The organism is Rhizobium sp. RHZ02 (assembly GCF_014851575.1).
Lineage (GTDB): Bacteria > Pseudomonadota > Alphaproteobacteria > Rhizobiales > Rhizobiaceae > Rhizobium > Rhizobium altiplani.
Genome location: NZ_JACUZX010000003.1, coordinates 265,571 through 289,868, shown reverse-complemented (window position 1 = coordinate 289,868; position 24,298 = coordinate 265,571). Strand labels below are relative to the sequence as shown.

The following is a 24,298-nucleotide window of genomic DNA, read 5'->3' as shown; positions in this document are numbered from 1 at the left end:
AGAGATGAGCGTTGGCTGCGCCGACACGAGGTTCTTTCCTCGACCTGAATAGTCGAAGGATGCGCGCTTCCTTTTGAAGCGATCGAGCATCCTGCGGAGGTGTTCGGCGTTCCTTTCGGCGAGCAGGCAGGCTGGAAGCCCTTAGGAGTTCTTCGACCCTTGCCTGTTCATCCTTGAAAATATCGGCATCATTGTCGCAACAATGCCAAGGTCGCGACGAGCTGACCCGCGTAAAGCTGAGCGAGGTTACGGGTCTGCTCATCCCTGGATCGCTCCGCCTCGCCGAGATAAAAATCAAGAAGCAGTTCTGCTAGCGCAGTGGGTGGGATATCTGCCACCCCCACCGAGTTCTCAAACTTCAATATGCGTCCCCCGAACGCTGCAACGCGCTGCGCCCAGCCATTCTGTCGCAGTGTCGTCGGCTCTCGCGAGGGCGGATGATCATTTCGAACGAGTGTTCGAAGGTGAGCGTCAAGTCTGGTTTCAAGTTCGCGCAGGAGGATCGTTTCAGTCTGCGCGTGCTTCTGAAGATGGAAGGCCAAACGCCGTTCGCGGCGTAAAACAGAGACGTGCCCGAGCTCTTCGCGTGCCATACGTTCCGCCGCCTCGGCAATCTCCTGTGTTGGCGCGTGGGCCGAAACATACGTCCAGAAGAGGAAGGCCCGTTCCTCGTTTCGCACAGCGACCGAAAAGGCCCGATAGGCCGAAAGCAGCGCGGGGTCCGTGAGGTTCATACCTTCATCGTCAAAGACGTCCTCCGGTTCGGCGCCCGCAGCGACGCTGGCCATTCCCATTTGACCTGACCAATCCTCTACGGAAGCGAGATGGCCGCGTTCCTCTGCAGCCAGTCGTTCGAACACGGCAACCAGGTCGGGCTTTCGCGATCGACGCATATGGTCCGCCAGCGTCTCATAGCCAGCAATGGCTTCAGTCTCCATAGCCTTCGCCGTTGCCAGCAACTCCGGCATCGAACGGATGGTCATCGGTTCTCTTGGCAATTCTGTCATGGTTCGCTCCTGAGACGCGCCGTCTTGCGGAAACGGTTATCAGAAGGAAAGATTTTCCCGTTTGATACATGTCAAAGAGGGGCTGCTGCGTCGCGACTACACCTTTCACCGTAAACCGCCAACGTGGGTGTACGGGGAAGAATGCTTTTGAAATCGAGACCTTGGCTGCAAGCCTGCTTGCAAGCGCTACTCGTGCTTGCTGCAATCTGGTTATCTGCCGTTGCTTGCAGCGCCGCTGATCAGCTTGCGACTTACATCCAAAAGGTAGAGCCCTCGGAACTTTTCCAGGGAGCGGACAGCTTCGGCCCGCCGCAGGGAGAGCCTCCGATCGCCCCGGTGTTCCGCGGGAGCGAGGTTCTCGGTTACGCATACCTGAACTCGGACTTCACGGCGTCCGCCGGCTATTCCGGAAAGCCAATCCACATCGTGGTTGGCATTGCGGCCAATGGCGTCATTCGCGGTATCAAGCTCGTCGATCACAAGGAGCCGATCGTCCTCATTGGCATTCCGCAGGCCCGTGTCGTCGCGGCATTGAATTCGATCATCGGCAAAGATCTCGGACGTGTCGCCGCTGGCCTCGATCGTCCTCCGCAGGTCGACATCGTCAGCGGTGCGACAGTGACCGTCTTGGTCATGGGGGATAGCGTAGTCCGCTCGGCCGTGAAGCTTATTCGTGCCCATCGGCTCGACAGTCAGCAGCAAACCGCCGGAACGCCGGTCGCAACGGAAGTCAAGCGTGTCGACGAGGCAAAGGTAGGCACGCAGGATTGGGAAACGCTCCTTGGAGACGGGTCGATCCGCAGCCTGCGGCTGACAGTGGGTGAGGTCTCGGAGGCTTTCCGCACATCGAATAAGGACGCGGCTGCCGCAAGACCGGAAGCGACGCCCGAAACCGAACGATTCATTGATCTCTACGTTGCTCCGGTCAGCGTTCCAATCATTGGCCGCAGCCTGCTCGGTGACACCCTGTATGAACGGCTTCGCAAGCAACTGCAGCCGGATCAGGCAGCAATCCTCGTTGCCGGCGATGGTGCTTACTCTTTCAAGGGGTCAGGATATGTGCGCGGCGGGATCTTCGATCGGATAGAACTCCTTCAAGACGGGCAAGGTGTCAGATTCCACGACCACGACCATACCCGCATCCCGGCGCTCGCAGCAGCCGGCGCACCCCGACTGAGGGAAATCGCCCTCTTCGCCGTTCCCAAGGATTTCACCTTCGATGTAACCGAACCCTGGGAGCTGCAGCTCCTGGTACAGCGCGCCGGCGAGGGCACACAGAAGGCCGTGCTACCCTATAACCTCGGCTACTCGCTCCCCACACCCTATGTGAAGGTCGAGAAAGCAAGCCAGACGCCTGCTGCCGCCCCTGTCTCCACAGCGCCGCGCGTGCCGCAGCCAGAAGCAACCGTCGACGAGGGCGAAGCTCCGCTCTGGATATCGATATGGCAGGGAAGCCGCGTCAAGATCGCGATAACGATCGGTGCGCTTTTGACGCTGACGGCAATCTTCTTCTTTCAGGACTGGCTTGTCCGCCGGCCGAAACTGTTCGCCTACGTCCGGAACGGCTATCTGCTATTTACCCTTGTTTGGCTGGGGTGGTTCGCCAACGCGCAGCTTTCGGTCGTCAATGTGTTCACCTTTGCCAATGCTCTCGTGACGGGGTTCAATTGGCAGTTCTTCCTGGCAGCCCCGGTCATTTTCTTGCTCTGGGCAGCGGTTGCGGCGGCGCTCTTGTTCTGGGGCCGCGGACCCTTCTGCGGGTGGCTTTGCCCGTTCGGTGCACTGCAGGAGCTTACCAGTAACGTCGCCAAGAAGCTCAAGGTGCCGCAGGTCAAGCTGCCGTGGGGTCTGCACGAGCGTCTCTGGCCATTGAAGTACATCATTTTCCTCGGTCTCTTCGGCCTTTCCTTCTATTCGATGGCTCTTGCCGAGACGTTCTCCGAGGTGGAGCCCTTCAAGACTGCGATCATCCTGAAGTTTGCACGCCAGTGGCCGTTCGTGCTGTTCGCGGTCACACTTCTGGTCGCCGGACTCTTCATCGAGCGCTTTTACTGCCGTTACCTGTGCCCGCTGGGCGCAGCACTCGCCATTCCTGGGCGGATCAGGATGTTCGAGTGGCTGAAGCGTTGGCCTGAATGCGGCTCGCCGTGCCAGCGTTGCGCGAAGGAATGCCCGGTTCAGGCCATTCATCCCGAAGGTCAGATCAATGTGAACGAGTGCATCTACTGCATGCACTGCCAGGAGCTGTACCAGGACGACCACCGCTGCCCGCACATGATCCAGGTGCGCCTCAAGCGCGAGAAGTTCATGGCGCTGTCGACACCTGAATCCAGAGGAGAGGTCACCACCAAGAAGAAGGTCGAGGTTACCTACAAGGGTACTCCAATCAAGAAAGCAGATTCCGCGTCGGATCAGCCGGCGTGAACACACCCACCAAGGAGACGCAAATGACAACTCAAGAAAAGCATCCATTGTTCAACAGACGGCAACTTTTGGGGACGACTGCATTCGCGGCGGCAGCCGGCGCGGCCGGGGTCGGTGGCGCTCTGACGCTTTCCGGAGCCACGGCTACGGCGGCGCGCGCGGAAGGCTTGAACCATGAGGTCAAGCCTGGCGAACTCGACGAATACTACGTGTTCGTGTCCGGAGGGCAATCGGGCGAAATCAGAGTGGTTGGTCTCCCATCCATGAGAGAACTCATGCGTATCCCGGTTTACAACCGCTGCAGCGCGACCGGCTGGGGTCTTACCAACGAAAGCCGCAAGGTACTCACGGACGGTCTGCTTCCTCAAACGCGCGAATTCTTGTCCACTCGCGGCGGTGTCTACCACAACGGCGATCTGCACCATCCGCATCCCTCCTTTACCGACGGGACCTACGATGGGCGCTACCTGTTTGCCAACGACAAGGCAAACACGCGCGTCTGCAGAATCCGTCTGGACGTCATGAAGTGCGACAAGATCATCGAACTTCCGAACCAGCACACGGTCCACGGACTTCGTGTGCAGAAGTACCCCAAGACCGGATATGTGTTCTGCAACGGCGAAGATCGCGTTCCGATCCCGAACGACGGCAAGATTCTCGACGATACCAAGCAGTACCATGCTGTCTTCACAGCCGTCGACGGCGAAACAATGAAGGTTGCCTGGCAGCTCATCGTCGATGGCAATCTCGACAATGTCGATGCCGACTATCAGGGGAAGTACTGCTTTGCGACCTGCTACAACTCCGAAGAAGGTGTCAATCTTCCGGAGATGATGGCAAAGGACCAGGACTGGGTCGTTGTCTTCAATCTCAAGAGGATCGAAGATGCCGTCGCGCGGGGCGACTTCAAGGAGATCGGCGGCGTTCCCGTTCTCGACGGCCGCCACGGTTCCGCCTACACGCGTTACATCCCGGTCTCGAACAGCCCGCATGGCATGAACACGGCTCCGGATGGAATACATGTCGTCGCCAACGGAAAGCTGTCTCCTACCGTCACAGTGTTCGACGTTCGCAAGTTCGATGACCTGTTCGAGGACAAGATTCAACCGCGCGACACGGTCGTCGCCGAGCCTCAGCTTGGCCTCGGGCCGCTCCATACGGCCTTTGACGGGCGCGGCAATGCCTACACCACCCTGTTCATCGACAGCCAGATCTGCAAGTGGAATATTGAAGACGCTATCCGCGCCTTCAAGGGCGAGAAGGTCGACCCGATCCGTCAGAAGCTCGACGTTCAATATCAGCCGGGTCACAACCACACATCGATGGGCCAGACCAAAGACGCGGACGGAAAGTGGCTCATTTCGCTGAACAAGTTCTCGAAGGATCGCTATCTTAACGTCGGCCCCCTGAAGCCGGAGAATGATCAGTTGATCGACATTTCCGGCGACAAGATGGTTCTCGTTCACGACAATCCCACCTTCGCCGAACCACACGACGCGACCATCGTTCATTCGTCGAAGATCAATCCCGTAAGTGTCTGGAAAAGGGACGACGTCTTCTTCGCCGATGCAGTCGCTCAGGCCAAGAAGGACAACATCGACCTCCTGTCGGACTCCCAAGTTATCCGGGATGGAAACAAGGTGCGGGTCTATATGACGTCGGCGGCCCCGGCGTTTGGCCTTGAATCATTCAATGTCAGGCAGGGCGACGAGGTGACCGTCTACGTTACCAATATCGATGACGTGGAGGATCTTACTCACGGCTTCTCGATCGTAAACTACGGTATCCAGATGGAGGTCGCGCCGCAGGCGACCGCGTCGGTGACATTCACCGCCGATAAGCCAGGCGTCTATTGGTACTATTGCTCGTGGTTCTGCCATGCAATGCATATGGAGATGCAGGGTCGCATGCTCGTTGAACCAAAGGCAGCATGATGCCGCCGCTTGGCAAAATAGCACTCCTCGGAATGGCGGTCGCAACGACCGCCATTCCGGCCCATGTTCGCGCCGCAGAATTCCAGCTTGCGGCGGCGGATGCAGCAACCGTTCAACGTGTCCTTGATGCCGCCGCAGATGGAGACATCGTACGGCTGTCCCCTGGCCGGTATGCCGGACCATTGACTGTCAGCAGGCAGATCGTGCTGGAAGGCCAGTCTGGCGCGGCCGTCGTGGGCAATGGCAAGGGAAGCGTGATCACGATCACGGCGCCAGGAGCTGTTGTGCGAGGTCTTGAGATTGAAGGATCCGGCTCTGATCTGTCTGCGCTCGATTCCGGGGTGTTTGTAAGCCAGAGCGCTGACCATGCGGTGGTCGAAGACAACACGATCAAGGGAAACCTGAACGGCGTCTATTTGCACGGTGCCGCCGGTTCCGTCGCCCAACGCAACCGGATCATCGGAATGGCGTCGGGTCGGATGAGCGAGGCCGGCAACGGCGTCTCACTGTGGAATGCCCCGGGGGCAATGATCGTGGACAATGACATTAGCCTCGGCAAGGACGGGATCTCGACGAACGCGAGCAAACGCAACGTCTTCAAGGGAAACCGTTTCCGCGACCTGCGGTTCGCCATCCACTACATGTACACCAACGACAGCGAAATCAGCGACAACGTCTCAGTGGGCAACCTGGTCGGCTATGCCATCATGTTTTCGAACCATCTGAAGATCACCGGAAATGTCTCCGATGGCGACCGGGATCACGGCTTGCTCCTCAACTTTGCCAACGGCTCGACCATAAGGCAAAACAGGGTCACCGGCCGCCTTCAGCCATCAGATCGATGGCTGTTGGGTGGAACAAGGGCTGACGCCAGCGACATGCCTGGCATCGAGACGCGACTTGCCGAAGGGCAGGGGACGCAGCTCGGACCGGAGAAGTGCGTGTTCATTTACAACGCAAACCGGAATGTCCTTGAAGACAACGTGTTTGAGAACTGTGCCATCGGCATACATTTTACAGCCGGCTCCGAAGGAAACGCCATTGCCGGCAATGCGTTCGTAGGCAACCGGAATCAGGTAAAGTACGTCGGGTCGCGTTACCTCGATTGGTCGAAGAATGGTCGAGGTAACTACTGGAGTGACAATCCCGCGTTCGATCTCGATGGCGACGGGATAGCAGACAGTCCCTATCGCCCCAATGACATCATCGACACCGTTCTTTGGACAGCCCCGCAAGCCAAGGTTTTGACCACAAGTCCCGCGGTTCAGATCATCCGATGGGCGCAGTCCCAATTCCCTTCGCTCCTGCCGGGCGGCGTGATTGACAGCAAGCCCCTGATGGGGCCGCCCGTACCCTTGGAGAATGCACGATGACGGCGACAATTTCTCTCGAACACGTTTCGAAATTTTATGGCGATACCGCCGCGATCAACGATGTTTCGTTTTCCCTTGGCGAGGGAGAGCTGGTTGCACTTGTCGGTCACAATGGAGCCGGCAAGACGACGTTGATCAAAGCGATCCTGGGGCTTCTTCGACCGACCGACGGAAAGGTGCGCGTCCTTGGCGAGGACCCGGTTTCCGGGAACCTGATCGTGCGCAGGGAGGTCGGATATCTCCCCGAGAGTGTCACTTTCCATCTGGCGCTCACTGGACGTGAGGTTCTGTCGTTCTATGCGAAGCTGAAGCGCGTGCCGGCGGATCGATGGCGAAATCTCTTCGATCAGGTCGGCCTGGCGCAGAACGCTGCCGACAGGACGGTAAGAACCTATTCGAAGGGAATGCGCCAACGATTGGGCCTGGCACAGGCACTTCTCGGAGAGCCACGCCTTCTCCTGCTGGACGAACCCACCAGTGGATTGGATCCAGCGCTACGACGCAGTTTCTACGATCTCATCCTCGACTTCCAGAAGAAGGGAACGACCGTACTTCTCTCCTCCCACGCCCTCAGCGAGCTTGAGGAACGGGCCGAACGCGTCGTTATCATCAACGGCGGTAACAAGATCGCCGACGGAACGCTTGACGAACTGCGGCGGATTGCGTGCCTGCCGACCCAGATCCGGTTCAAGCCGAGCAGCGAGTCCGCTGCTCACTCGTGGTTTGACGGGCCGGTGCGATGGACCGAGCGCAAGGATAAATTTCTGGAAGCCAGTGTCGACCATAGCGAGAAGATCGCGGTTCTGTCGGCTGTAACATCCGATCCGGCTGCACTGACCAGCATGACTGTCATCGAGCCGACACTCGATGACGTCTATGCGCATTTCCTCCAACGACAGGGAAGAAAGCCGTGAACAATATCGTGATCATTGCCCGAAAGGAGATCCAGGAGGGGTTGAGAAACCGCTGGGTCATCGCGGTGACCTTGCTACTTGCGTCGCTGGCGCTGACGCTTTCGTTTCTGGGCAGTGCGCCGACCGGCAATGTCGGCGCGGGCCGTTTGGATATCGTCATCGTCAGTCTTGCCAGTCTCACGATCTTTCTTGTTCCCCTCATTGCCTTGCTGCTTTCGCACGATGCGATCGTTGGAGAACTGGAGCGTGGAACACTTCTCCTGCTTCTGAGCTATCCGGTAGCACGTAGCCAGATTGTGTTCGGAAAATTCCTGGCGCACATACTCATACTCTCTTTCGCCACTCTGTTGGGCTACGGCGCGGCGGGTCTGGCGCTCGTTGTCGCCGGGACGCCGACCACTGCGGACAGTTGGACGGCGTTCGGCGCCATGATTGGATCCTCGATCCTGCTTGGGTCGGTCTTCACCTCTATCGGATATCTCGTCAGCGCGACTGTCAGCCAGAGGAGCACGGCCGGGGGCATCGCCTTGGGAGTATGGCTGTTTTTCGTCATCATCTACGACATGGGTTTGCTGGGTGCGATCGTGTCGACGAAGGGCGTTGGATTTTCGCCGGGGCTGCTAAGCATACTTCTGATGGCCAATCCGACCGATGCCTACCGTCTTCTCAACCTGGGATCGGAAACGGCCGGCTCTGTCTCGGCACTGTCCGGTCTCGCAGCGAGTTCGAAGCTGTCTCCGACCGTCCTGATGGCATCCTTGGCCTTATGGGTTGCCGTCCCTCTATCGTTGGCCATGCTTCGTTTTTCCAGGAGAGAACTTTGAACCGCTCGTTCGCAATATCAGTCGTCCTTATGGCATCTCTGTTAAGCGCTTGCGAGAAGGCCGAGACCATCGTGCCTCCTCCGTTGGAGCTTACCTCCGATGCCGTCGATCATTTCTGCGGCATGAACGTGCTGGAGCATGCGGGGCCGAAAGGACAGGTTCTCCTAAAGAATGGCGGAAAGCCGGTCTGGTTCAGTTCGTCGCGTGATGCAGTTGCATTTACCCGGCTTCCGGAAGAACCAAAGGACATTGCTGCAATCTACGTATCGGACATGAGCCACGCTACCAGTTGGCAAGCGCCGGGAAGTCAAAACTGGGTTGAAGCCGATCGCGCATTCTTCGTTGTGGGAAGCAAGGTTCACGGCGGGATGGGCGCACCGGAAACCGTTCCTTTCTCCGTTCGGGCAGACGCCGAAGAGTTTGCGAAAAAGAACGGCGGCAGAGTTTCGATCCTCGGGGAGATCAAGGATCAGGATGTTCTCGGAACGTCTACCAGCGCACCCGCGAGCTCGGAGATTGAATCCAATGGTTAGAGCCGTCACCAGGCGACGTGCCATAGGAATTATCGCAGCGGCAGCCGGACTTCCGCTGCTTTACTCCAGCTCCCCCGCGAAAGCCAATGCGCCGGTCGTCGTCTGGACCGGTCAAGCACTCGGAGCGCCGGCCAAGCTGGTCCTGCATCACGGCAATATGGCCAAGGCTCGCCGGTTAATAGATGAGATCGTCCTTGAAGTTGCTCGGCTAGAAGGAATTTTCAGCCTCTATCGGGACGATTCGATCCTCGCGGAACTCAATCGGGTAGGTGGGGTTGCCGTGTCTTCGCCAGAGATGGTGTCCTTGCTCGACCAGTGTCTGCGGGTCTGGGAAAGAACCGGCGGGTTGTTCGATCCTACCGTGCAGCCGGTATGGGAGGTGTATCGCGATCACTTTGCATCGGGGCATGGAGATGAACTCGGGCCCAGCCAGACCAAGCTGAAGAGGGCTCTCGGCAAGGTCGGCTTCGAAGCCGTAAGGTATGGCTCGGACCGCATCGCCTTCGCCGAGCGGGGAATGGCGATGACCCTGAATGGCGTTGCCCAGGGGTTCATTACCGATCGAGTAGCCAATATGTTGCGGAACGAAGGCTTCGACAGTTGCCTTGTGAACATGGGCGAGGAACGGGCGGTCGGCGCACAATCGGATGGAACGCCATGGCATGTCGGGTTGGCCACAACCGAAGACAGCCTGGATCCCGATGCGGTGCTGTCCATCGTAAATCGGGCGGTCGCCACGTCCAGCCCGACTGGCTTCGTCTTCGACGAAGACGGCAAGTTCGGGCACATCCTCCACCCAAAAACGGGCAGCGCGCCGATGGCCTATCGGAGAGTAACCGTTATCGCTGATGACGCGACCACGGCAGATGCGTTGTCGACAGCATTTAACCTTATGGACGTGAATTCAATAAGATCCGTATTGAAGGACTGGCCCGGAGCCTCTGCCGACCTGGTCGAACCAACTGGCGAAAGGCACCGGATCTAGGCGCTAGATTCATGGCGTGTCGCCACTCTGCCAGCCCTGGCATTGGTCAAACCCGGTCGAGTAGCGTGAGAACGTCGCCGAACGTCATGTGGGCCAACCGTTTGCTGCAGGAGAATTGTCCTTCAAGGCGCAGCGAGATTTAGGTCACGATCTGCGACAGCTAGGACTTGGCGGAAAGAGCGCTCAATTCTTCGAGATCGAGGTCTCGTTCGAGTTCGTGCAGCGTTTCGTCGTCAATATCACCGGCGCGGTGAAGACGGATCAGTTCACGGCGTCCGGTGGCGATGGCCGCCAGAACGACATCGAAATGGGCATGGAGCAGAACGTCGTGGTGTTCCGTTTTCTGGATATAGTCGACGATCATCTTGGCCCTGAGTTGATAGCGCTCCAGCAGACGAGGATGGATGAGATTGCCGTCCGTGTCATAGGCCCTGTCCTTTACGGTTGCCAATTGCGCCTGAGCCATGGCGGCTTCGGCCTGGCTCAGGTTGAGGCGCGCCTTTTCTGACTCCGGCTCGATCAGCTTTGCCCATTCGATCAGGCGCCCCAGCGTCGTGCCCTGGACCAGTACGGTCCCGACAATGACGGCGAACGACGTCACCAAAATGAAATCGCGGCCGGGAAAGCCTTCGGGCACGCTCAGCGCCAGGGCAAGTGTAACCACACCGCGAACGCCCGCCCAGCTCAGAACGACTGAAGCGCGCGCGCTGAGCGGCGTGTATCGCCTAAGGCCCAAGACCTTGCAGAATTCGACCACAAGGTTTGATCCAAAAACCCAAGCGAAGCGCGCAAGCGTAAGTGCGACCAGGACCGCGAGCATCGGCAATCCCATGGTGGCGATCACGACGCCGAAGCCACCGCCACGTTCGACCACGCCTCGCAAGGATGACCCGATCAGCATGAAAACCGAGGCTTCCATCAGAAAGATCATCACAGTCCAGAACGACGTGCCGCGCATGCGCGCCGAGGCCGAAAAGACGGTATGCTGATACCAGCCTGCGATCAGGCCCGTCGTCACGGTGGCGATGACGCCGGAAACATGGATCATTTCGCCGAGCATATAGGACATCCAGGCGAGCAGGGTCGTGGCCGCTATGATCAGGTATTCGTCGTTCAGGCGGCGGACAAACACCACCCATACCGTCCCGATGGCTATGCCGACTGCGGCGCCGCCGAGCGCCAGCAGGAAGAAACTTCCCATCGCCTCGGCCGTGCTGAAGGCACCCGTGACGCCGGCGGCGATCGCGAACCGGAACAGCACCAAACCGCTTGCATCATTGAGCAGGCTCTCGCCCTCGAGCAGGATTTGAAGGCGGCGGGGCAGCTTGACCCGTTGCAGCACGGCTCGAGCGGAGATCGCATCGGGTGGTGACACAATCGCCCCGAGAACTGCGCAGGCCGCCCATGGCAAGGAAGGAAAGAGGAAGTGGACCGCGACTGCCACGACGGCGCAGGTGAAAAATACCGCGCCGACGGCAAGCGAAGCAATGCCGATCATGTGGCGGCGCAGCCGGCCGAGAGCAATGAACCAGGCACCGTCCATCAACAGTGGTGGCAGGAAGATGACGAGTACCAGATCGGGATCAATGGCAATGGCTGGCAGACCCGGCAGAAAGGCAAGCAGTGCACCGCCGGCGAGCAGCGCTACGGAGGGCGGCAAGCCGAACCGGTGAGCAGCGTAATGCAACGCGATGATCGCCAAGAACATCACGATCACCAGCTCGAACAAGTGAGTTGGGTCCATTAACCGCTGCCTGATTTCCACCCGATGGTCTATTACAATGCGCGTTTGCTCGAAATGCAATCGCCCGGGCATGCCTGTCGCATCCAGCACGCCAAGGCTCCACTGGATTCTGCAGTGCCACGGGAGGAACCGTGAAGCATATGGATCCGGCAAATGGGCATGCGCCGAGCCGGCCGCGCTGCCAGTGGTGCCTGACGGAAAGATTTTCCATCGAGGAACAGATAAATGGAACGATCCGCACTCGTGACCGGCGAGCGCCCAGCTATTTTGCGGCCAATAGGCGGCTACCAAGCGCGGCTGCCGCGTTAGGCACTAGTTTGTGGAGATATGCATATGAATTTTATTGCTCGCCGTGCGAAATTGCTTGGCACAGTTTTTACCCTGGGGTTGTTGATTGGTGCGCCGGTCCATGCAGAAACGCCGCAGAACGTTCTGGTCGTTGCCCAGTCGATTGATGACGCCGTTAGCTTCGACCCGGCTGAGGGCTTCGAGCTCACGACCGTCCAGTCCTTCAACAATCTCTACCAGCGCCTCGTTCAGTCAAATCGTGATGACGGCACCAAGATAGATCCGGCGCTTGCCGCCTCCTGGGAAGCGGGCAGCGACGGCAAGAGCCTGACCTTTGCGCTCGCCGACGCGAAGTTCGCCTCCGGTAACCCGGTGCGCCCGGAGGACGTGATCTTCTCGCTGACGCGCGCCGTCAAGCTCAACAAGTCGCCGGCCTTCATCCTGAACGAGCTCGGCTGGAAGGCCGATAATGTCGATGCTGCCGTCACCAAGGTTGATGACAAGCATGTGAAGCTCACCTGGACGGCCGATGTCGGCTCAGGCTTCGCGCTGTCGCTACTGACGGCGCCGATCGCCTCGATCGTCGACGAGCAGACCGTTGCCGCAAACGCAAAGGATAACGATTTCGGCAATGCATGGCTGAAGACCAATTCGGCTGGCAGCGGTGCCTACGCGATCGGCACCTACACGCCCCACGAGGCGCTGGTGCTCCAGGCCAATGCCAATTCGAACGACAAGCCGAAGCTCGAGAGTGTCATCATCCGCAACGTGCCGGACGTCGGCGCCCGCCGCCTGCTCGTTGAGCAGGGCGATGCCGATATCGCCCGGGGCCTCTCTGCCGACCAGATTGAAGCGCTGAAGGATAAGAGCGGCATTAAGGTCCTCTCTGTTGCCTCGGCCCGCACCGACTACATCCTCTTGAACAGCAAGGCGAACGAGACGCTCGGCAATCCGGCGTTCTGGGAGGCTGCGCGTTACCTTGTGGACTATGACGGCATTGCCAAAAACCTGCTGCGTGGCCAGAGCACCGTGCATCAGTCGTTCCTGCCGGTAGGCTTCCCCGGTGCGCTGACGGATACCCCCTTCAAGCTCGATGTCGACAAGGCGAAGAAGATTCTGGCGGATGCCGGTATCAAGACGCCGTTCAAGATCGAATTCATCGTCTTCAACGACCAGCCGTTCCTTTCGATCGCGCAGTCGCTGCAGTCGACCTTCGCGCAGGCCGGCATCACGCTGGACATCCAGCCGGGTGTTGCAAGCGACATCTACGCCCGTGGACGCGCCGGCAAATACGAGATGACCCTGCGTTATTGGATCCCGGACTATTTCGACGCTCACTCGAACGCCAGTGCCTTCGCCATCAACAAGGACAATTCAGCCAACACGGTTGCCAAGCAGGCCGGCTGGATGATCCCCGAACTGACCGACGCGACGCTTGCTGCCGTCAAGGAACAGGATCCCGCCAAGCGCGCGGCGCTCTATCAGGATCTGCAAAGGAAGATCCAGGCAAGCTCGCCCTACATCTTTACGCTTCAAGGCAACGACCAGGTCGTGCTAAGCGACAAGGTGAAGAACTATGCCCAAGGTCTGAACGCAGACCAGGTTTATTACGACAAGGTAGAAAAGTAAGTGCCGCAGGCGGCAACACCCCCTAATGCCGACATGAGCAACTCCCGCCAGCACAGAAGCTGGCGGGAGTTGTCTTTCGTCTTGCCCCTTATCAAGTGGCTGTGGTCCTTTGCACTGACGCTCTTCGGGCTGGCAATCGTGACCTTTGCCATGACACGGCTTTCCCCGATCGATCCGGCGCTTCAACTCGTTGGCGACCATGCCAGCCAGTCGACCTATGAACAGGCGCGGCTCGAACTCGGGCTCGACCAGCCGTTGCCGCTGCAGTTCCTGCGCTATGTTAAGACGGCGCTTTCTGGCAATCTCGGCCAGTCAATCTCGACCGGCCAGCCGGTCGCGCATGATATCGCCCGTACGTTTCCGGCGACGATAGAGCTTGCCACGACGGCAATCGTCCTTGGCGCGACGATCGGCCTGGCGCTCGGCATCATCGCGGCAATGCGGCAGGGGACATGGATCGACGGTGTTTGCCGCCTTGTATCTCTGTTTGGCTATTCGGTGCCAATCTTCTGGCTCGGCCTCCTGCTGCTGTTGCTCTTCTATGCCCGGCTGCATTGGGCGCCCGGGCCGGGCAGGGCGGATGTCGTGTTCCAGTACACCGTCAAGCCTGTCACCGGCTTCGCGCTGATCGACACGTGGCGTTCCGGCAAGCCTGGTGCCTTTCGCGATGCGCTGGCCCATCTGGCATTGCCGGCAACCGTGCTTGCCATTCATGCTCTTGCGGCAATCTCGCGGTTGACGAGGGCGTCGATCATTACCGAGCTCGGCCAGGAGTATATATCCACCGCACGAGCAAAAGGAGCCCGCCTGGGGCGGATCGTCTTCGTCCATATTCTGCCGAACATCTCCGGGACGCTGCTGACTGTGATTGCCCTTTCCTATGCAAGCCTGCTTGAGGGAGCCGTCCTGACCGAAACTGTCTTCGCGTGGCCGGGGATCGGACGTTACCTGACGACGGCGATGTTTGCGGGCGACATGCCTGCGATCCTGGGAGCCACGCTTGTCGTCGGTGCCTCCTTTGTGCTTCTCAACGCGCTAACCGATCTCGCCGTGGCTCGGCTGGAAGTGGAAAGAAAGCGATGAGCGCCATCGAACAAGCGCGGATCAGCGGGATGTCCTTTGGTTGGCGGATGCTTCGGTCCCCTTCGGCAGCGTCGGGCGGTGGCATCGTGATTTTCATCCTCGCCATTGCGCTGCTTGCGCCGTTTGTCGCGCCCTACGATCCGAATCTGCAGGAAACGGCCAATCGCCTCATGGCCCCGAGTACTGCCCACTGGCTCGGCACCGATGGCTTCGGACGCGACATCCTCTCGCGCTTGATCTACGGGGCCCGGCCGACCCTGCTCCTGGTGCTCATTGTGGCATTGCTGATGGCGCCGCTCGGTATTGCCGTTGGTATACTCGCAGGCTTTTTCGGCGGCGCGACGGAGCGCATCCTGATGCGTATCACCGACATCGTCATGTCCTTCCCGCGATTGCTGTTGTCGTTCGCCTTTGTTGCGATCCTGGGGCCCGGGCTTATCAACGGTGCCCTGGCGCTCGCCTTGACGAGTTGGCCGGCCTACGCCCGTCAGGCGCGCGTCGAGACCGGAGCGCTCAGGCAGAGCGACTATCTTGCGGCAGCCGAAATGGTCGGCATCAGGGGGCCCAGGCTGCTCTGGGGACATGTCCTTCCGCTGGTGTTGCCATCGGCCGTCATTCGGCTGGCGCTCGACCTTTCAGGCATCATCCTTGCTGCCGCCGGCCTTGGCTTCCTTGGCCTTGGAGTACGACCGCCGACGGCGGAGTGGGGTTCAATGGTCGCCGAGGGCACGCAGGTGATCTTCGATCAATGGTGGGTCGCTGCCGCGCCCGGGCTCGCCATCCTTGTTGCCTCGCTCGGCTTCAACTTGCTGGCCGATGGCCTGCGCGACCTTCTGGATCCGCGCCATGCTTGAACCGCTTCTGTCTGCCGAGGAACTTTCGATCTCGTTTCCCTCCGATGCAGGCCTGGTTTCCGTTGTCGACCGGATCTCCCTTTCAGTCGGACACGAGATCCTGGCGCTCGTTGGAGAATCCGGCTCTGGCAAGTCAATGACGGGACGGGCCATAATGGGTCTCCTGCCGCGCGGCGCAATCATGCGTGCCAGACGCCTGGTCTTTGACGGCAAGGACCTCGCCACGCGTTCGAGAGCTGACTGGAACGCACTGCGCGGGACAGGCTTGGGTCTGATTTTGCAGGATCCGAGATATTCCCTCAATCCGGCGCACCGGGTCGGTCGGCAGGTCGAAGAGGCGCTACTTCTGCACACCAAGCTTTCGGCTGTCGAGCGACGCGAGCGGGCACTGGACATGCTGGAGAAAGTCGGACTGCCGGATCCGAAGCGCATCTACGCAAGCTATCCGGCGGCACTCTCAGGCGGCATGGGACAGCGGGTGATGATCGCTGCAATGCTGATCAATCGGCCGAAGCTGCTCATTGCCGACGAGCCGACTTCGGCTCTCGACCGTGACCTGCAGGACCAGATGCTGACGCTCTTGCGTTCGTTGACGGAGGAGTTCGGCATGGGCCTGCTGCTGATCAGTCACGACCTGCAGCAGGTGTCTCGCTACGCAGACCGTGTGCTCGTCATGCGGCAGGGACGTATCGAGGAAGAAATGACATCCGCCGACCTTTCCCATGCCGGATCGCCCTATACCCGCGCGCTCTGGGCGGCGCGACCGTCGGCGGCCACCTATGGCACGCGATTGCCGGTTTACGAGGACGAGCAGTGAGCGCGCTGGCGGTAAAGGATCTTTCGGTCACCTTTCAGGGCGCCTCCAAGGGCTTCACGGCCGTACGCGGCGTCTCCTTCGACGTTGCCGCTGGTGAAACCTTCGGTCTCATCGGACCTTCCGGATGCGGCAAGACCAGCGTGCTGCGCGCAATCGCCGGGTTGAACACGAATTGGCAGGGCGACATTTCGGTGTTCGGTCAGCCCCTGGCAGCGGGGCGCAGGATCACCGGGATGCTTCGCGAGGAGATCCAGATGGTGTTCCAGGATCCATATTCGTCGCTGCATCCTCGCCATCACATCGCCCGCATCTTGGGCGAACCGCTGTCAATCCGCGGCATACCAGACGTTACCGAACGCGTGCGTGTTGCGCTCGACCAGGTCGGGCTACCGGCGGCGGTTGCGCAGCGCTACCCGCACCAGATTTCCGGTGGACAGCGGCAGCGCGTGGCCATCGCCCGAGCGCTGCTGCTCAAACCCAAATTGCTGCTGCTCGACGAGCCAACCTCGGCACTCGACGTTTCAGTACAGGCGGGGATCCTCAATCTCTTGAACGACCTCAAGACCTCACAGGGTATCACCTTCATTCTGGTCAGCCACGACCCCGGCGTCGTCGCCCATATGTGCGACCGCGCCGCTGTGATGAAAAAGGGCCTGATCGAGGACATACTTGATCGTTCTGGCTTGTCTGCCGGAAGCTGACAACGGCCGCGCTTCAGACTTCGAAGTGAACATGCTTCGCGAGGCCATGATTTGTCCGACGCTGACATCGGCCGAGACATCGTTTTAATAGTGATCATCCTCCTACCGCGATAACATCCTATGCCGCTACAGCAATCAGATCAGAAGCTCCTTGCAAGTAAGGAATTGACCGGTTCCGTGGGGCTGATTGCCGCCTTGCCGATGTACGATTGGCCGGAGGTGCGAACGGAGACCGATGCGCAGTGGGAGCAGCTTCGCGACGAGTTGCGGTTCCGCGGCATCGACGCCCCGGAGCGACTGGCCCGCACGCGTAAAGACCTTCCTTCCAACCCGGGAGCTCTCGGGGAACCTGGCGGAAAGCTCATAGCCTCCGATCCCGCAAATTTGCCGGCCAGCGAGTTCGATCCAAGCTCGCTCTGGTTACATCCCGAACTCCTCCTCGCACAGGCATGCTGGGGTCCCATAGAGCGTGGCCTGGCCGATCACATTCAAATAGTCGGCCAACCGGGCTACGACGGTATCGAAGGAGGAGAGGGTCCTCGCTATTCGAGTGCGATAATAATGCGTGGCGGGGGAACGAACGCGGTGCCGCCCCCGCTTGACGGCAGTGCCGCTATTCCACTCGACCTGCTGCGCGGACGTCGATTCTCTTACAATGATGTCGACTCCATGTCCGGCATTCTGGCCCTGGCGTCAGACCTTAAAGGCATGGGCGTGACGCTCGACATCTTCTCGCATCGGGAGCAGAGCGGCAGCCACCGCCGATCGATCAAGGCGGTCGCTGAAGGCGGAGCAGACCTTGCCGCGATTGACTGCAAGACCTTTGCCCTGGCGCAACGCTTCGAGCCGGCAGCGAGAGACGTCACGGTCGTGGGGTGGACGGCACGTCGCAAAGGCTTGCCGTTCATTACCTCGAGACATACGCCAATCGACGTCGTCACCCAACTGCGGCAGGCGCTCATCGGGCTCGGGTGGTGTCTCTCCTAGCCGCTCGGCGCTGGCCAGGGATCACTGCGCTTCCAAGCCAGCTTCTCGGGCTTCCGCTCCGTCAAATTGACACAGCACGGGATAAAAGGGACCCTAGTAAAAGCGATTCGGTTCGCTGCCACCTTGTATGCGGCGATCAGCGTTGCCCCAGCCCTTGTTTCTCGTTTGGTGTTTCAAGACTCTCAAAGGAGAAGTGCCGTGATCCCATCCGGTCTCTTTTACGACCTCGTTGATTCCCAAATTGCGTTCAAGATCGTGCAGAGGAATTTCAACAGTCCCAACTTCATCTTCAGCGTACCTCGCGTAAAGGACGGGCAGCTCCGCCTGACGATGCTCGGAAGTCAGCCCCTTGTCGGGTCCGCAGATGCCATACTGGCCCGCCTCAACGCCCTTCTGTGCGAACATCCTGTCCGCCAGCCGAACGCCCATGCCTTCAGGCCGGCGACCAGCAATGCGAAGATCGTTGGCTATTCGATCTTTCCCGAGGCCGAGAAAGGCAAGCAGCACGGGTTGCCGGAAGAGATGTCCGTCGAATGCCGCATCATGCCGGCCGACCGTTCAAGTCCCGGGCGGGAAATCTCGATGGTGAGCGTGATTGTCGATGGAAAACATAGCCTTCATCTGATGGAGACGGTCGGCAAGGATAATCTTCAGGAGATCAGTCGGCTTTCCCCGCATGCGCTGCCGATGGAAATCCATGGGGGACTGGCAGCGAATGGCTACTATCAGGAGAGCTTCGTGACCTTATATGGTGAGGAGGCCCTCGAAGAGGCAAAAACGAAGTTGAGAGAGGCCTGCAACCGAGCGGGTTCCTCCGGTGCCGACGCCCGACACGCACATCACTGATATCGCTCTCTCCGTTGTGAGATTTCGGTCGGCCCGATCGTCAAATGTGCGGCTCCGTGTTCGCCTGATGACGTTGACTTGTTAGCGCCAACGGATATGTGCGCGGTACCGACACCAACAGGATCGAGAGTTTCTTCGCCCGCGCCGAGCGCTCGTACGACGGCATCCACCACCGCTTCTCGGTGAAGTACCTGGATTGGTACATGGCGATGGTCGCCTGGAAGGAAGACACCCGCTACATGGGTCTGCGCTGGCAGCTCGCCGACGTGCTGCGTACGGTCACCCACCGCACGCCGTCTGATCACCTCTGCGGATACTTTCAAGGCGCGACAGAGCGTATCGAAGACTAGGTGTGGATTGGGGACACGACGGTCGAAAGCAGCGCTACCACGGTGACCGATCTGGGCTTTGTCATTTCTCCGACGTGTACTGTCAGTTTCACCGGGACGCTATTAACGGTTTCACCGGATTCCTATTGAAGGTTTCCCCCGCATTCTATTGACACTTTCCCCCAAATTCTACTGACACTTTCCCCGCAACTCTATTACAACTTTCCCCACATCGAATTGCGTAGAAAATCAGGTGACCATCATGGGCGAGAGTCTCCTCCCGCGTCATCTGCAGCCCCAACTAAAGGCTGCACTTACATCAGCGCGAGTGGTTAACATTATTGGACCGCGCCAGGTCGGGAAGACGACACTGGTACGCGATCTATTGAGCGCTGGAAAATTCATCACCTTGGATGACGAGGGTGTGCTTGCAGCTATTGAGGCCGATCCAAAAGGACAGCTGGATTCCCTGTTGGCTGAGACGAAAGCGGGTCCCCTCATTATCGACGAAGCCCAACGATCCACGAAATTAGCTTTGGCGTTGAAGAGAATCGTGGACGAGAACCGAGCAATGGGTCAGTTCGTCCTGGCAGGCTCATCCAACGTTTTCATTTCCGCGCACGTGGCGGACTCGTTGGCAGGCAGGGTCCATACAATGACGATGCTTCCAATGAGTGTCGCCGAAACAAAACGCATGGGGCCTGCGAAAATTCTCGACTGGGCATCGGCGAATGACCGTCCCTATCCGCTAGACTTGCCTAAAGCAGAAACGTTGTCCCGGGCACAATACATCGACTTGATAGTCGCAGGCGGTTTCCCCGAGATACGAACTCTGGAAGAGCGCTGGAGGCAAAATCGATATAGAGACTACGTTGACAGTGTCGTGGAACGCGACGTTGCGTACATCTTAAAAATAAGAAAATCAGACGCCATGAGGCGAATGATCGATCAGCTAGCTACGCGTGTCGGAAACGAGCTGAATATAGACGAACTGTGTTCAAACATCAGTTTGCAACGGAATACGACCGATACCTACCTCGATATTCTGACCAAGCTCTCACTATTGCGACGATTGCCTGCGTGGACCTCTGGAGAGACCGGGCGCGACATACGCCAGCCAAAAATCCATCTTGTGGATACTGGGATCGTCGCAGCTTTGAGGAGCATGAACACCCAGAGCTTCAATATTGGCGCGAATCCCACAGCGCTTGGCGGCCTGTTCGAAAATTTCGTTTTCAATGAAATGTGGAAATCCGTCCCCCATCAAATGCGTCAGTGGCGACTTTATCATTGGAGGCATCAACGAGGACGCGAGATAGACATCCTTGCTGAGTCAGACAGAACGATAATCGGCTTCGAGATGAAGACATCGACTACGGTTGAAGCAAATGACTTCCAACATCTGCGATGGTTTCGAGATGAAGGCCCAGGGGTGAACCGTCCCTTCGTCGGCATCGTCGTCTACATGGGAGAGCGCGTACTCAGTTTCGGCGAAAACCTATTCGCGCTCCCTCTGTCGATATTTTGGTCATTCGAAGACAGTTAACCTGAGCGGGCAGCCCAGATTAATCCTCAAATGCTTTCCTGGCGATCTCCCACAATCTACGACGACCATCGGGAGCACCCGACAAGCGAACCGGGCCCGTCTGCTCCATGCGTTCGAGCAGGCCAGAAAACCTTCCAGCCAGATTGGAACCGATCCCGTCAATCTGGCCCCAAAGCCTTCGCGTTCGGCAAACTGTTTCGACAGATCACCTGCAAGGACCGGTTCTTCGGCATCTCGGAGTAGCTCGAGGACGCCGCGGCGGACATTGAGGAGGTCGGTGACGCGGCGGCCATGGCTCGGACGCTACTCTTGGATCGAAGACCTTGGTCACGGTCACGAAAGCGACCTTGTGCACTCCCAAGGCGAGCGCTTCCGCCTTGATCTCCTGGCTTCCAGTTCAGCCAGCTTGGCCTCAGTTCCTCGACGACCAACACAACACAATACAATCCAACTCCATCGACAGAGCTGGAGGTAACAATTCTTGTGCCTGGAATCTTGTGGCATTTGCTAGCTAATCCCGCGATTTTGGTCGATTGCCCCGCTGTCTTCCGTCCGGACGCGTGAAATATATTTCATTGCGTGAATTATATTGACAACGCATTTGATCTTCGCCTTTATTGCTCTCATCGGACTTCGAGGAGGAAGTTCGATTTCAACGCGATCAGCGGCGTCAACGTGACGCCCTCAGACTTTTGGGAGGGGCTTCGGCCTCGAGGAGGAATCTTGCGCAAATTTATCAGCTCGACCGCCATGGTGGTCCTTGCAACAACGCTTTTTGCGGGCACGGCATCCGCGGAAACGGACAGTCCGTTCCGCTGCAAGCCGGGTGAAAAATACGTCATGAACGTCATGGTCTCGGGTGTGGAATACTGGTTCCCGGTCTACGAGATGTTCAAGCAGGCCGGTCAGCAGCTCGGCTGCGAAACCGCCTATACCGGTACGCCGGAATATGACGTCAACAAGCAGATCGCCACCTTCGATCAGGCGCTGGCCCAGAACCCGGCCGGCATCCTTGTCCATCCGATGAACTCCGATCCGTTCATCGAGCCGATCAACCGCGCCACCGCGCAGGGTACGGCCGTCGTCACCTTTGCCGCCGACTCGCCGCTTTCCAAGCGCGTCTCGTTCATCACTTCGGACAACACCCGCGAAGGCATCTATGCTGCCGACGCAATCGCCGAGAAGCTGGGTGGCAAGGGCGAATATGCGGTTCTGGAAAATCCGGGCCAGGACAATCATGACAAGCGCATCGCCGCCTTCATCGGCCGTATGGAGGAAAAGTGGCCCGACATGAAGCTGGTTGGCCGCGCCGCTTCCAACCAGGACCCGACCAAGGCCTATCAGGGGCTTTCGAGCATCATCCAGGCCAATCCGAATCTCGGCGCGGTCTTCATGCCGGAAGCGAACTCCGCTATCGGCGCCTCACAGGCGTCCAAGGAAAATGGCGGCAAGGTTCTTGTCATGTGCGCCGACGTCAACGCCAACATTCTCGACATGATCAAGGCCGGTGAAGTCTTCGGCTCGATCAACCCGAACCAGGGCATGCAGGGCTACATGGGCTTCATGCTGTTGTGGCTTGCCAAGCATCCGGAGCTGATCGACCCGATGAACGACGCCAAGCGATCGGGCTTCAACCCGATGAGCATCCCAGTGGTCGACAATGGTCTTTCGATCGTCACTGCCGAGAATGCCGACGACTTTTATTGGGACAAGTACCTGAAGCGCCGCGGCACGAAGGGTATCGAGGAGTAAGTGCATCGGCCCTTGTCACCTTCGGAAAAAGGTGCGCCTGGAGGGCCAAATGAGGGGGATGGTTGGGCCAGAACTTGCCGCACTATCCCCTCAACGCCTTGTAAGCTCGGCTTTTTCCGTGCTGGCCAGAAGACAGATTATCGCAGCCGTCTCGATCAGGGACCGGTCATGAACAAGGAAATGACGATGGCGGAGCCGGTGCTCACCATTCATGGCATAAGCAAGCATTTCGGGGCGATCCGGGCGCTGACGGATGTCAACTTCACGCTCGAGCGTGGCGAAGTCCATGCGCTCTGCGGCGAAAATGGCGCCGGCAAATCAACGCTGATGAACATCATCGCTGGCGTGCTGCAGCCGACCGAAGGCGAAATCCGCGTCGATGGAAAGCCCGTCCGCATCGCTTCACCGGCTGCCGCGCAGGCGCTTGGAATTGGTCTGGTGCATCAGGAAATCGCCCTCTGCCCTGATGCCACGGTGGCCGAGAACATGTTCATGGCCGCGACCAACCGCCGGCGTTCCCCTTTCATGAATTACCGTGCCTTGGAGCGCGATGCCCAAAAGGTGATGAACCGGCTCGCCGCCATCGACGTCCGCCAGAAGGTCGCGGATCTGCCGATTTCCAGTCAGCAGCTTGTCGAGATCGCCAAGGCGCTGACGCTCGACTGCCGCGTGCTCATTCTGGACGAGCCGACCGCAGCGCTGACCGAAACCGAGGCGCAGCAGCTCTTCGCCATCATCCGCGACCTCAAGGCGAACGGCATTTCGGTCATCTATATCAGCCACCGCATGGCCGAGATCTTCAGCCTCTGCGACCGCGTGACCGTTTTTCGTGACGGTCGGTATGTCTGCACCGACAAGATCGACGATGTCACGGCTGATGATGTGGTACGCCGCATGGTTGGCCGCGAGATCACCCAGCTCTATCCGGAAAAGCTCGGGGCCGAAGTCGCCTCTCGCGAAACCATCCTCGAAGTGGATGGCCTCGGTGATGGTGCTCGATTCCATGATATCAGCTTCGATCTGCGCCGGGGTGAAATCCTCGGCATCGGTGGCCTGATCGGCTCCGGCCGCACGGAGATCGCCGAAGGCATTTGCGGGCTACGCGCCCATGCCGCCGGCGAAGTCCGACTGCATGGCAGGCCGCAGGCAATCCGCGCCTATGCGGATGCGGTCAAGGCGGGCATCGTCTATCTGTCGGAAGACCGCAAGGGCTCCGGGGTGTTCCTGGAGATGTCGATCGCCCAGAATATCTCGGTGCTGAACTTGAAGGCACTCACCAACCATGCCGGCCTGCTCAACGGTCGCGCCGAGGCGGCGCTGGCGGGGGATTTGGCGCGGCGGCTTGCGGTGCGCATGGGCGGCGTCGAGGCCCCGGTCAAATCGCTGTCAGGCGGCAACCAGCAGAAAGTGGCGATTGCCAAGCAGCTTGCCGTCAAACCAAAGGTGATCCTGATGGACGAGCCGACACGCGGCATCGATGTCGGCGCGAAGACCGAAATCCATCGGCTGCTGCGCGATCTCGCGGGCTCGGGCATCGGCATCGTCGTCATTTCGTCGGAAATGCCGGAACTGCTCGGGCTCTGCGACCGCGTTCTGGTCGTGCGCGAAGGGCGCATTGCCGGCGAAGTGGGCGGGGACGATATGACGGAAGAAACGGTGATCCGCCTTGCATCGGGGGTCAGTGCGGCAAGGACGGCTGATCATGCCGCGTAAGGAGAAAGAGACGGG

The 24,298-nt window shown here is 59.1% G+C and carries 20 protein-coding genes; 18 read left to right on the top strand and 2 right to left on the bottom strand.

Annotated features, from left to right (window positions below):
* Positions 1-188 precede the first annotated feature (188 nt).
* Positions 189-1,007, bottom strand: a complete 819-nt coding sequence (locus tag IB244_RS06915; protein WP_192303556.1) for a ferritin-like domain-containing protein — start codon at positions 1,005-1,007, stop codon at positions 189-191.
* Between the two features lie 141 nt (positions 1,008-1,148).
* Between IB244_RS06915 and IB244_RS06910 the strand changes: the two genes are divergently transcribed.
* From IB244_RS06910 to IB244_RS06880, 7 genes are read left to right on the top strand one after another with little or no spacing between them, the layout of a single operon-like run.
* Positions 1,149-3,431 carry a NosR/NirI family protein gene (locus IB244_RS06910; protein ID WP_192303554.1) on the top strand — a complete coding sequence of 761 codons (2,283 nt, stop codon included), beginning with the start codon at positions 1,149-1,151 and terminating at the stop codon, positions 3,429-3,431.
* A 23-nt stretch (positions 3,432-3,454) separates the two neighbouring features.
* Positions 3,455-5,365 carry a TAT-dependent nitrous-oxide reductase gene (gene nosZ, locus IB244_RS06905; protein WP_169680572.1) on the top strand — a complete coding sequence of 637 codons (1,911 nt, stop codon included), beginning with the start codon at positions 3,455-3,457 and terminating at the stop codon, positions 5,363-5,365.
* A 32-nt stretch (positions 5,366-5,397) separates the two neighbouring features.
* A complete protein-coding gene (locus IB244_RS06900; RefSeq protein ID WP_246734362.1) occupies positions 5,398-6,738 on the top strand; it encodes a nitrous oxide reductase family maturation protein NosD in 1,341 nt (446 codons plus the stop codon).
* Entirely contained in the window at positions 6,735-7,652 is a 918-nt protein-coding gene (locus IB244_RS06895) for an ABC transporter ATP-binding protein (RefSeq protein ID WP_025660615.1), read from the top strand. Before IB244_RS06900 ends, IB244_RS06895 begins: the two co-directional genes overlap by 4 nt.
* Complete coding sequence (locus IB244_RS06890) at positions 7,649-8,476, top strand: ABC transporter permease subunit (protein WP_169680568.1); 828 nt, start codon at positions 7,649-7,651, stop codon at positions 8,474-8,476. Before IB244_RS06895 ends, IB244_RS06890 begins: the two co-directional genes overlap by 4 nt.
* On the top strand, positions 8,473-9,009 hold the full coding sequence (locus IB244_RS06885; RefSeq protein ID WP_246734361.1) for a nitrous oxide reductase accessory protein NosL: 537 nt from the start codon (positions 8,473-8,475) through the stop codon (positions 9,007-9,009). The genes IB244_RS06890 and IB244_RS06885 overlap by 4 nt, the downstream gene beginning before the upstream one ends.
* On the top strand, positions 9,002-9,994 hold the full coding sequence (locus IB244_RS06880; RefSeq protein ID WP_192303550.1) for an FAD:protein FMN transferase: 993 nt from the start codon (positions 9,002-9,004) through the stop codon (positions 9,992-9,994). Before IB244_RS06885 ends, IB244_RS06880 begins: the two co-directional genes overlap by 8 nt.
* A gap of 160 nt (positions 9,995-10,154) precedes the next feature.
* On the opposite strand, the gene IB244_RS06875 is transcribed toward IB244_RS06880, so the two are convergent.
* A complete protein-coding gene (locus IB244_RS06875) occupies positions 10,155-11,738 on the bottom strand; it encodes a Na+/H+ antiporter (RefSeq protein WP_192303549.1) in 1,584 nt (527 codons plus the stop codon).
* Positions 11,739-12,071: 333 nt separating this feature from the next.
* Between IB244_RS06875 and IB244_RS06870 the strand changes: the two genes are divergently transcribed.
* The 11 genes from IB244_RS06870 to IB244_RS06820 all read left to right on the top strand — a co-directional run bounded on the left by IB244_RS06870 (position 12,072) and on the right by IB244_RS06820 (position 24,283).
* Complete coding sequence (locus IB244_RS06870) at positions 12,072-13,655, top strand: ABC transporter substrate-binding protein (RefSeq protein ID WP_192303547.1); 1,584 nt, start codon at positions 12,072-12,074, stop codon at positions 13,653-13,655.
* Positions 13,656-14,738, top strand: a complete 1,083-nt coding sequence (locus IB244_RS06865) for an ABC transporter permease (RefSeq protein WP_312867215.1) — start codon at positions 13,656-13,658, stop codon at positions 14,736-14,738.
* Entirely contained in the window at positions 14,735-15,592 is an 858-nt protein-coding gene (locus IB244_RS06860) for an ABC transporter permease (protein WP_192303543.1), read from the top strand. Before IB244_RS06865 ends, IB244_RS06860 begins: the two co-directional genes overlap by 4 nt.
* Positions 15,585-16,409, top strand: a complete 825-nt coding sequence (locus tag IB244_RS06855; protein ID WP_192303541.1) for an ATP-binding cassette domain-containing protein — start codon at positions 15,585-15,587, stop codon at positions 16,407-16,409. The genes IB244_RS06860 and IB244_RS06855 overlap by 8 nt, the downstream gene beginning before the upstream one ends.
* On the top strand, positions 16,406-17,110 hold the full coding sequence (locus IB244_RS06850; RefSeq protein WP_192303538.1) for an ABC transporter ATP-binding protein: 705 nt from the start codon (positions 16,406-16,408) through the stop codon (positions 17,108-17,110). Before IB244_RS06855 ends, IB244_RS06850 begins: the two co-directional genes overlap by 4 nt.
* 201 nt (positions 17,111-17,311) lie before the next feature.
* Positions 17,312-18,097 carry a phosphate/phosphite/phosphonate ABC transporter substrate-binding protein gene (locus tag IB244_RS06845; RefSeq protein ID WP_192303815.1) on the top strand — a complete coding sequence of 262 codons (786 nt, stop codon included), beginning with the start codon at positions 17,312-17,314 and terminating at the stop codon, positions 18,095-18,097.
* A gap of 198 nt (positions 18,098-18,295) precedes the next feature.
* Positions 18,296-18,943 carry a hypothetical protein gene (locus IB244_RS06840; protein ID WP_192303536.1) on the top strand — a complete coding sequence of 216 codons (648 nt, stop codon included), beginning with the start codon at positions 18,296-18,298 and terminating at the stop codon, positions 18,941-18,943.
* Positions 18,944-19,041: 98 nt separating this feature from the next.
* The gene (locus IB244_RS06835) at positions 19,042-19,293 is read left to right on the top strand and encodes a transposase (protein WP_192303534.1); all 252 of its coding nucleotides are present in this window, start codon (positions 19,042-19,044) and stop codon (positions 19,291-19,293) included.
* 241 nt (positions 19,294-19,534) lie between these two features.
* Entirely contained in the window at positions 19,535-20,818 is a 1,284-nt protein-coding gene (locus IB244_RS06830) for an ATP-binding protein (protein WP_192303532.1), read from the top strand.
* A gap of 723 nt (positions 20,819-21,541) precedes the next feature.
* On the top strand, positions 21,542-22,570 hold the full coding sequence (locus tag IB244_RS06825) for a substrate-binding domain-containing protein (RefSeq protein WP_192303530.1): 1,029 nt from the start codon (positions 21,542-21,544) through the stop codon (positions 22,568-22,570).
* A gap of 186 nt (positions 22,571-22,756) precedes the next feature.
* Entirely contained in the window at positions 22,757-24,283 is a 1,527-nt protein-coding gene (locus tag IB244_RS06820; protein WP_192303813.1) for a sugar ABC transporter ATP-binding protein, read from the top strand.
* Positions 24,284-24,298 lie beyond the last annotated feature (15 nt).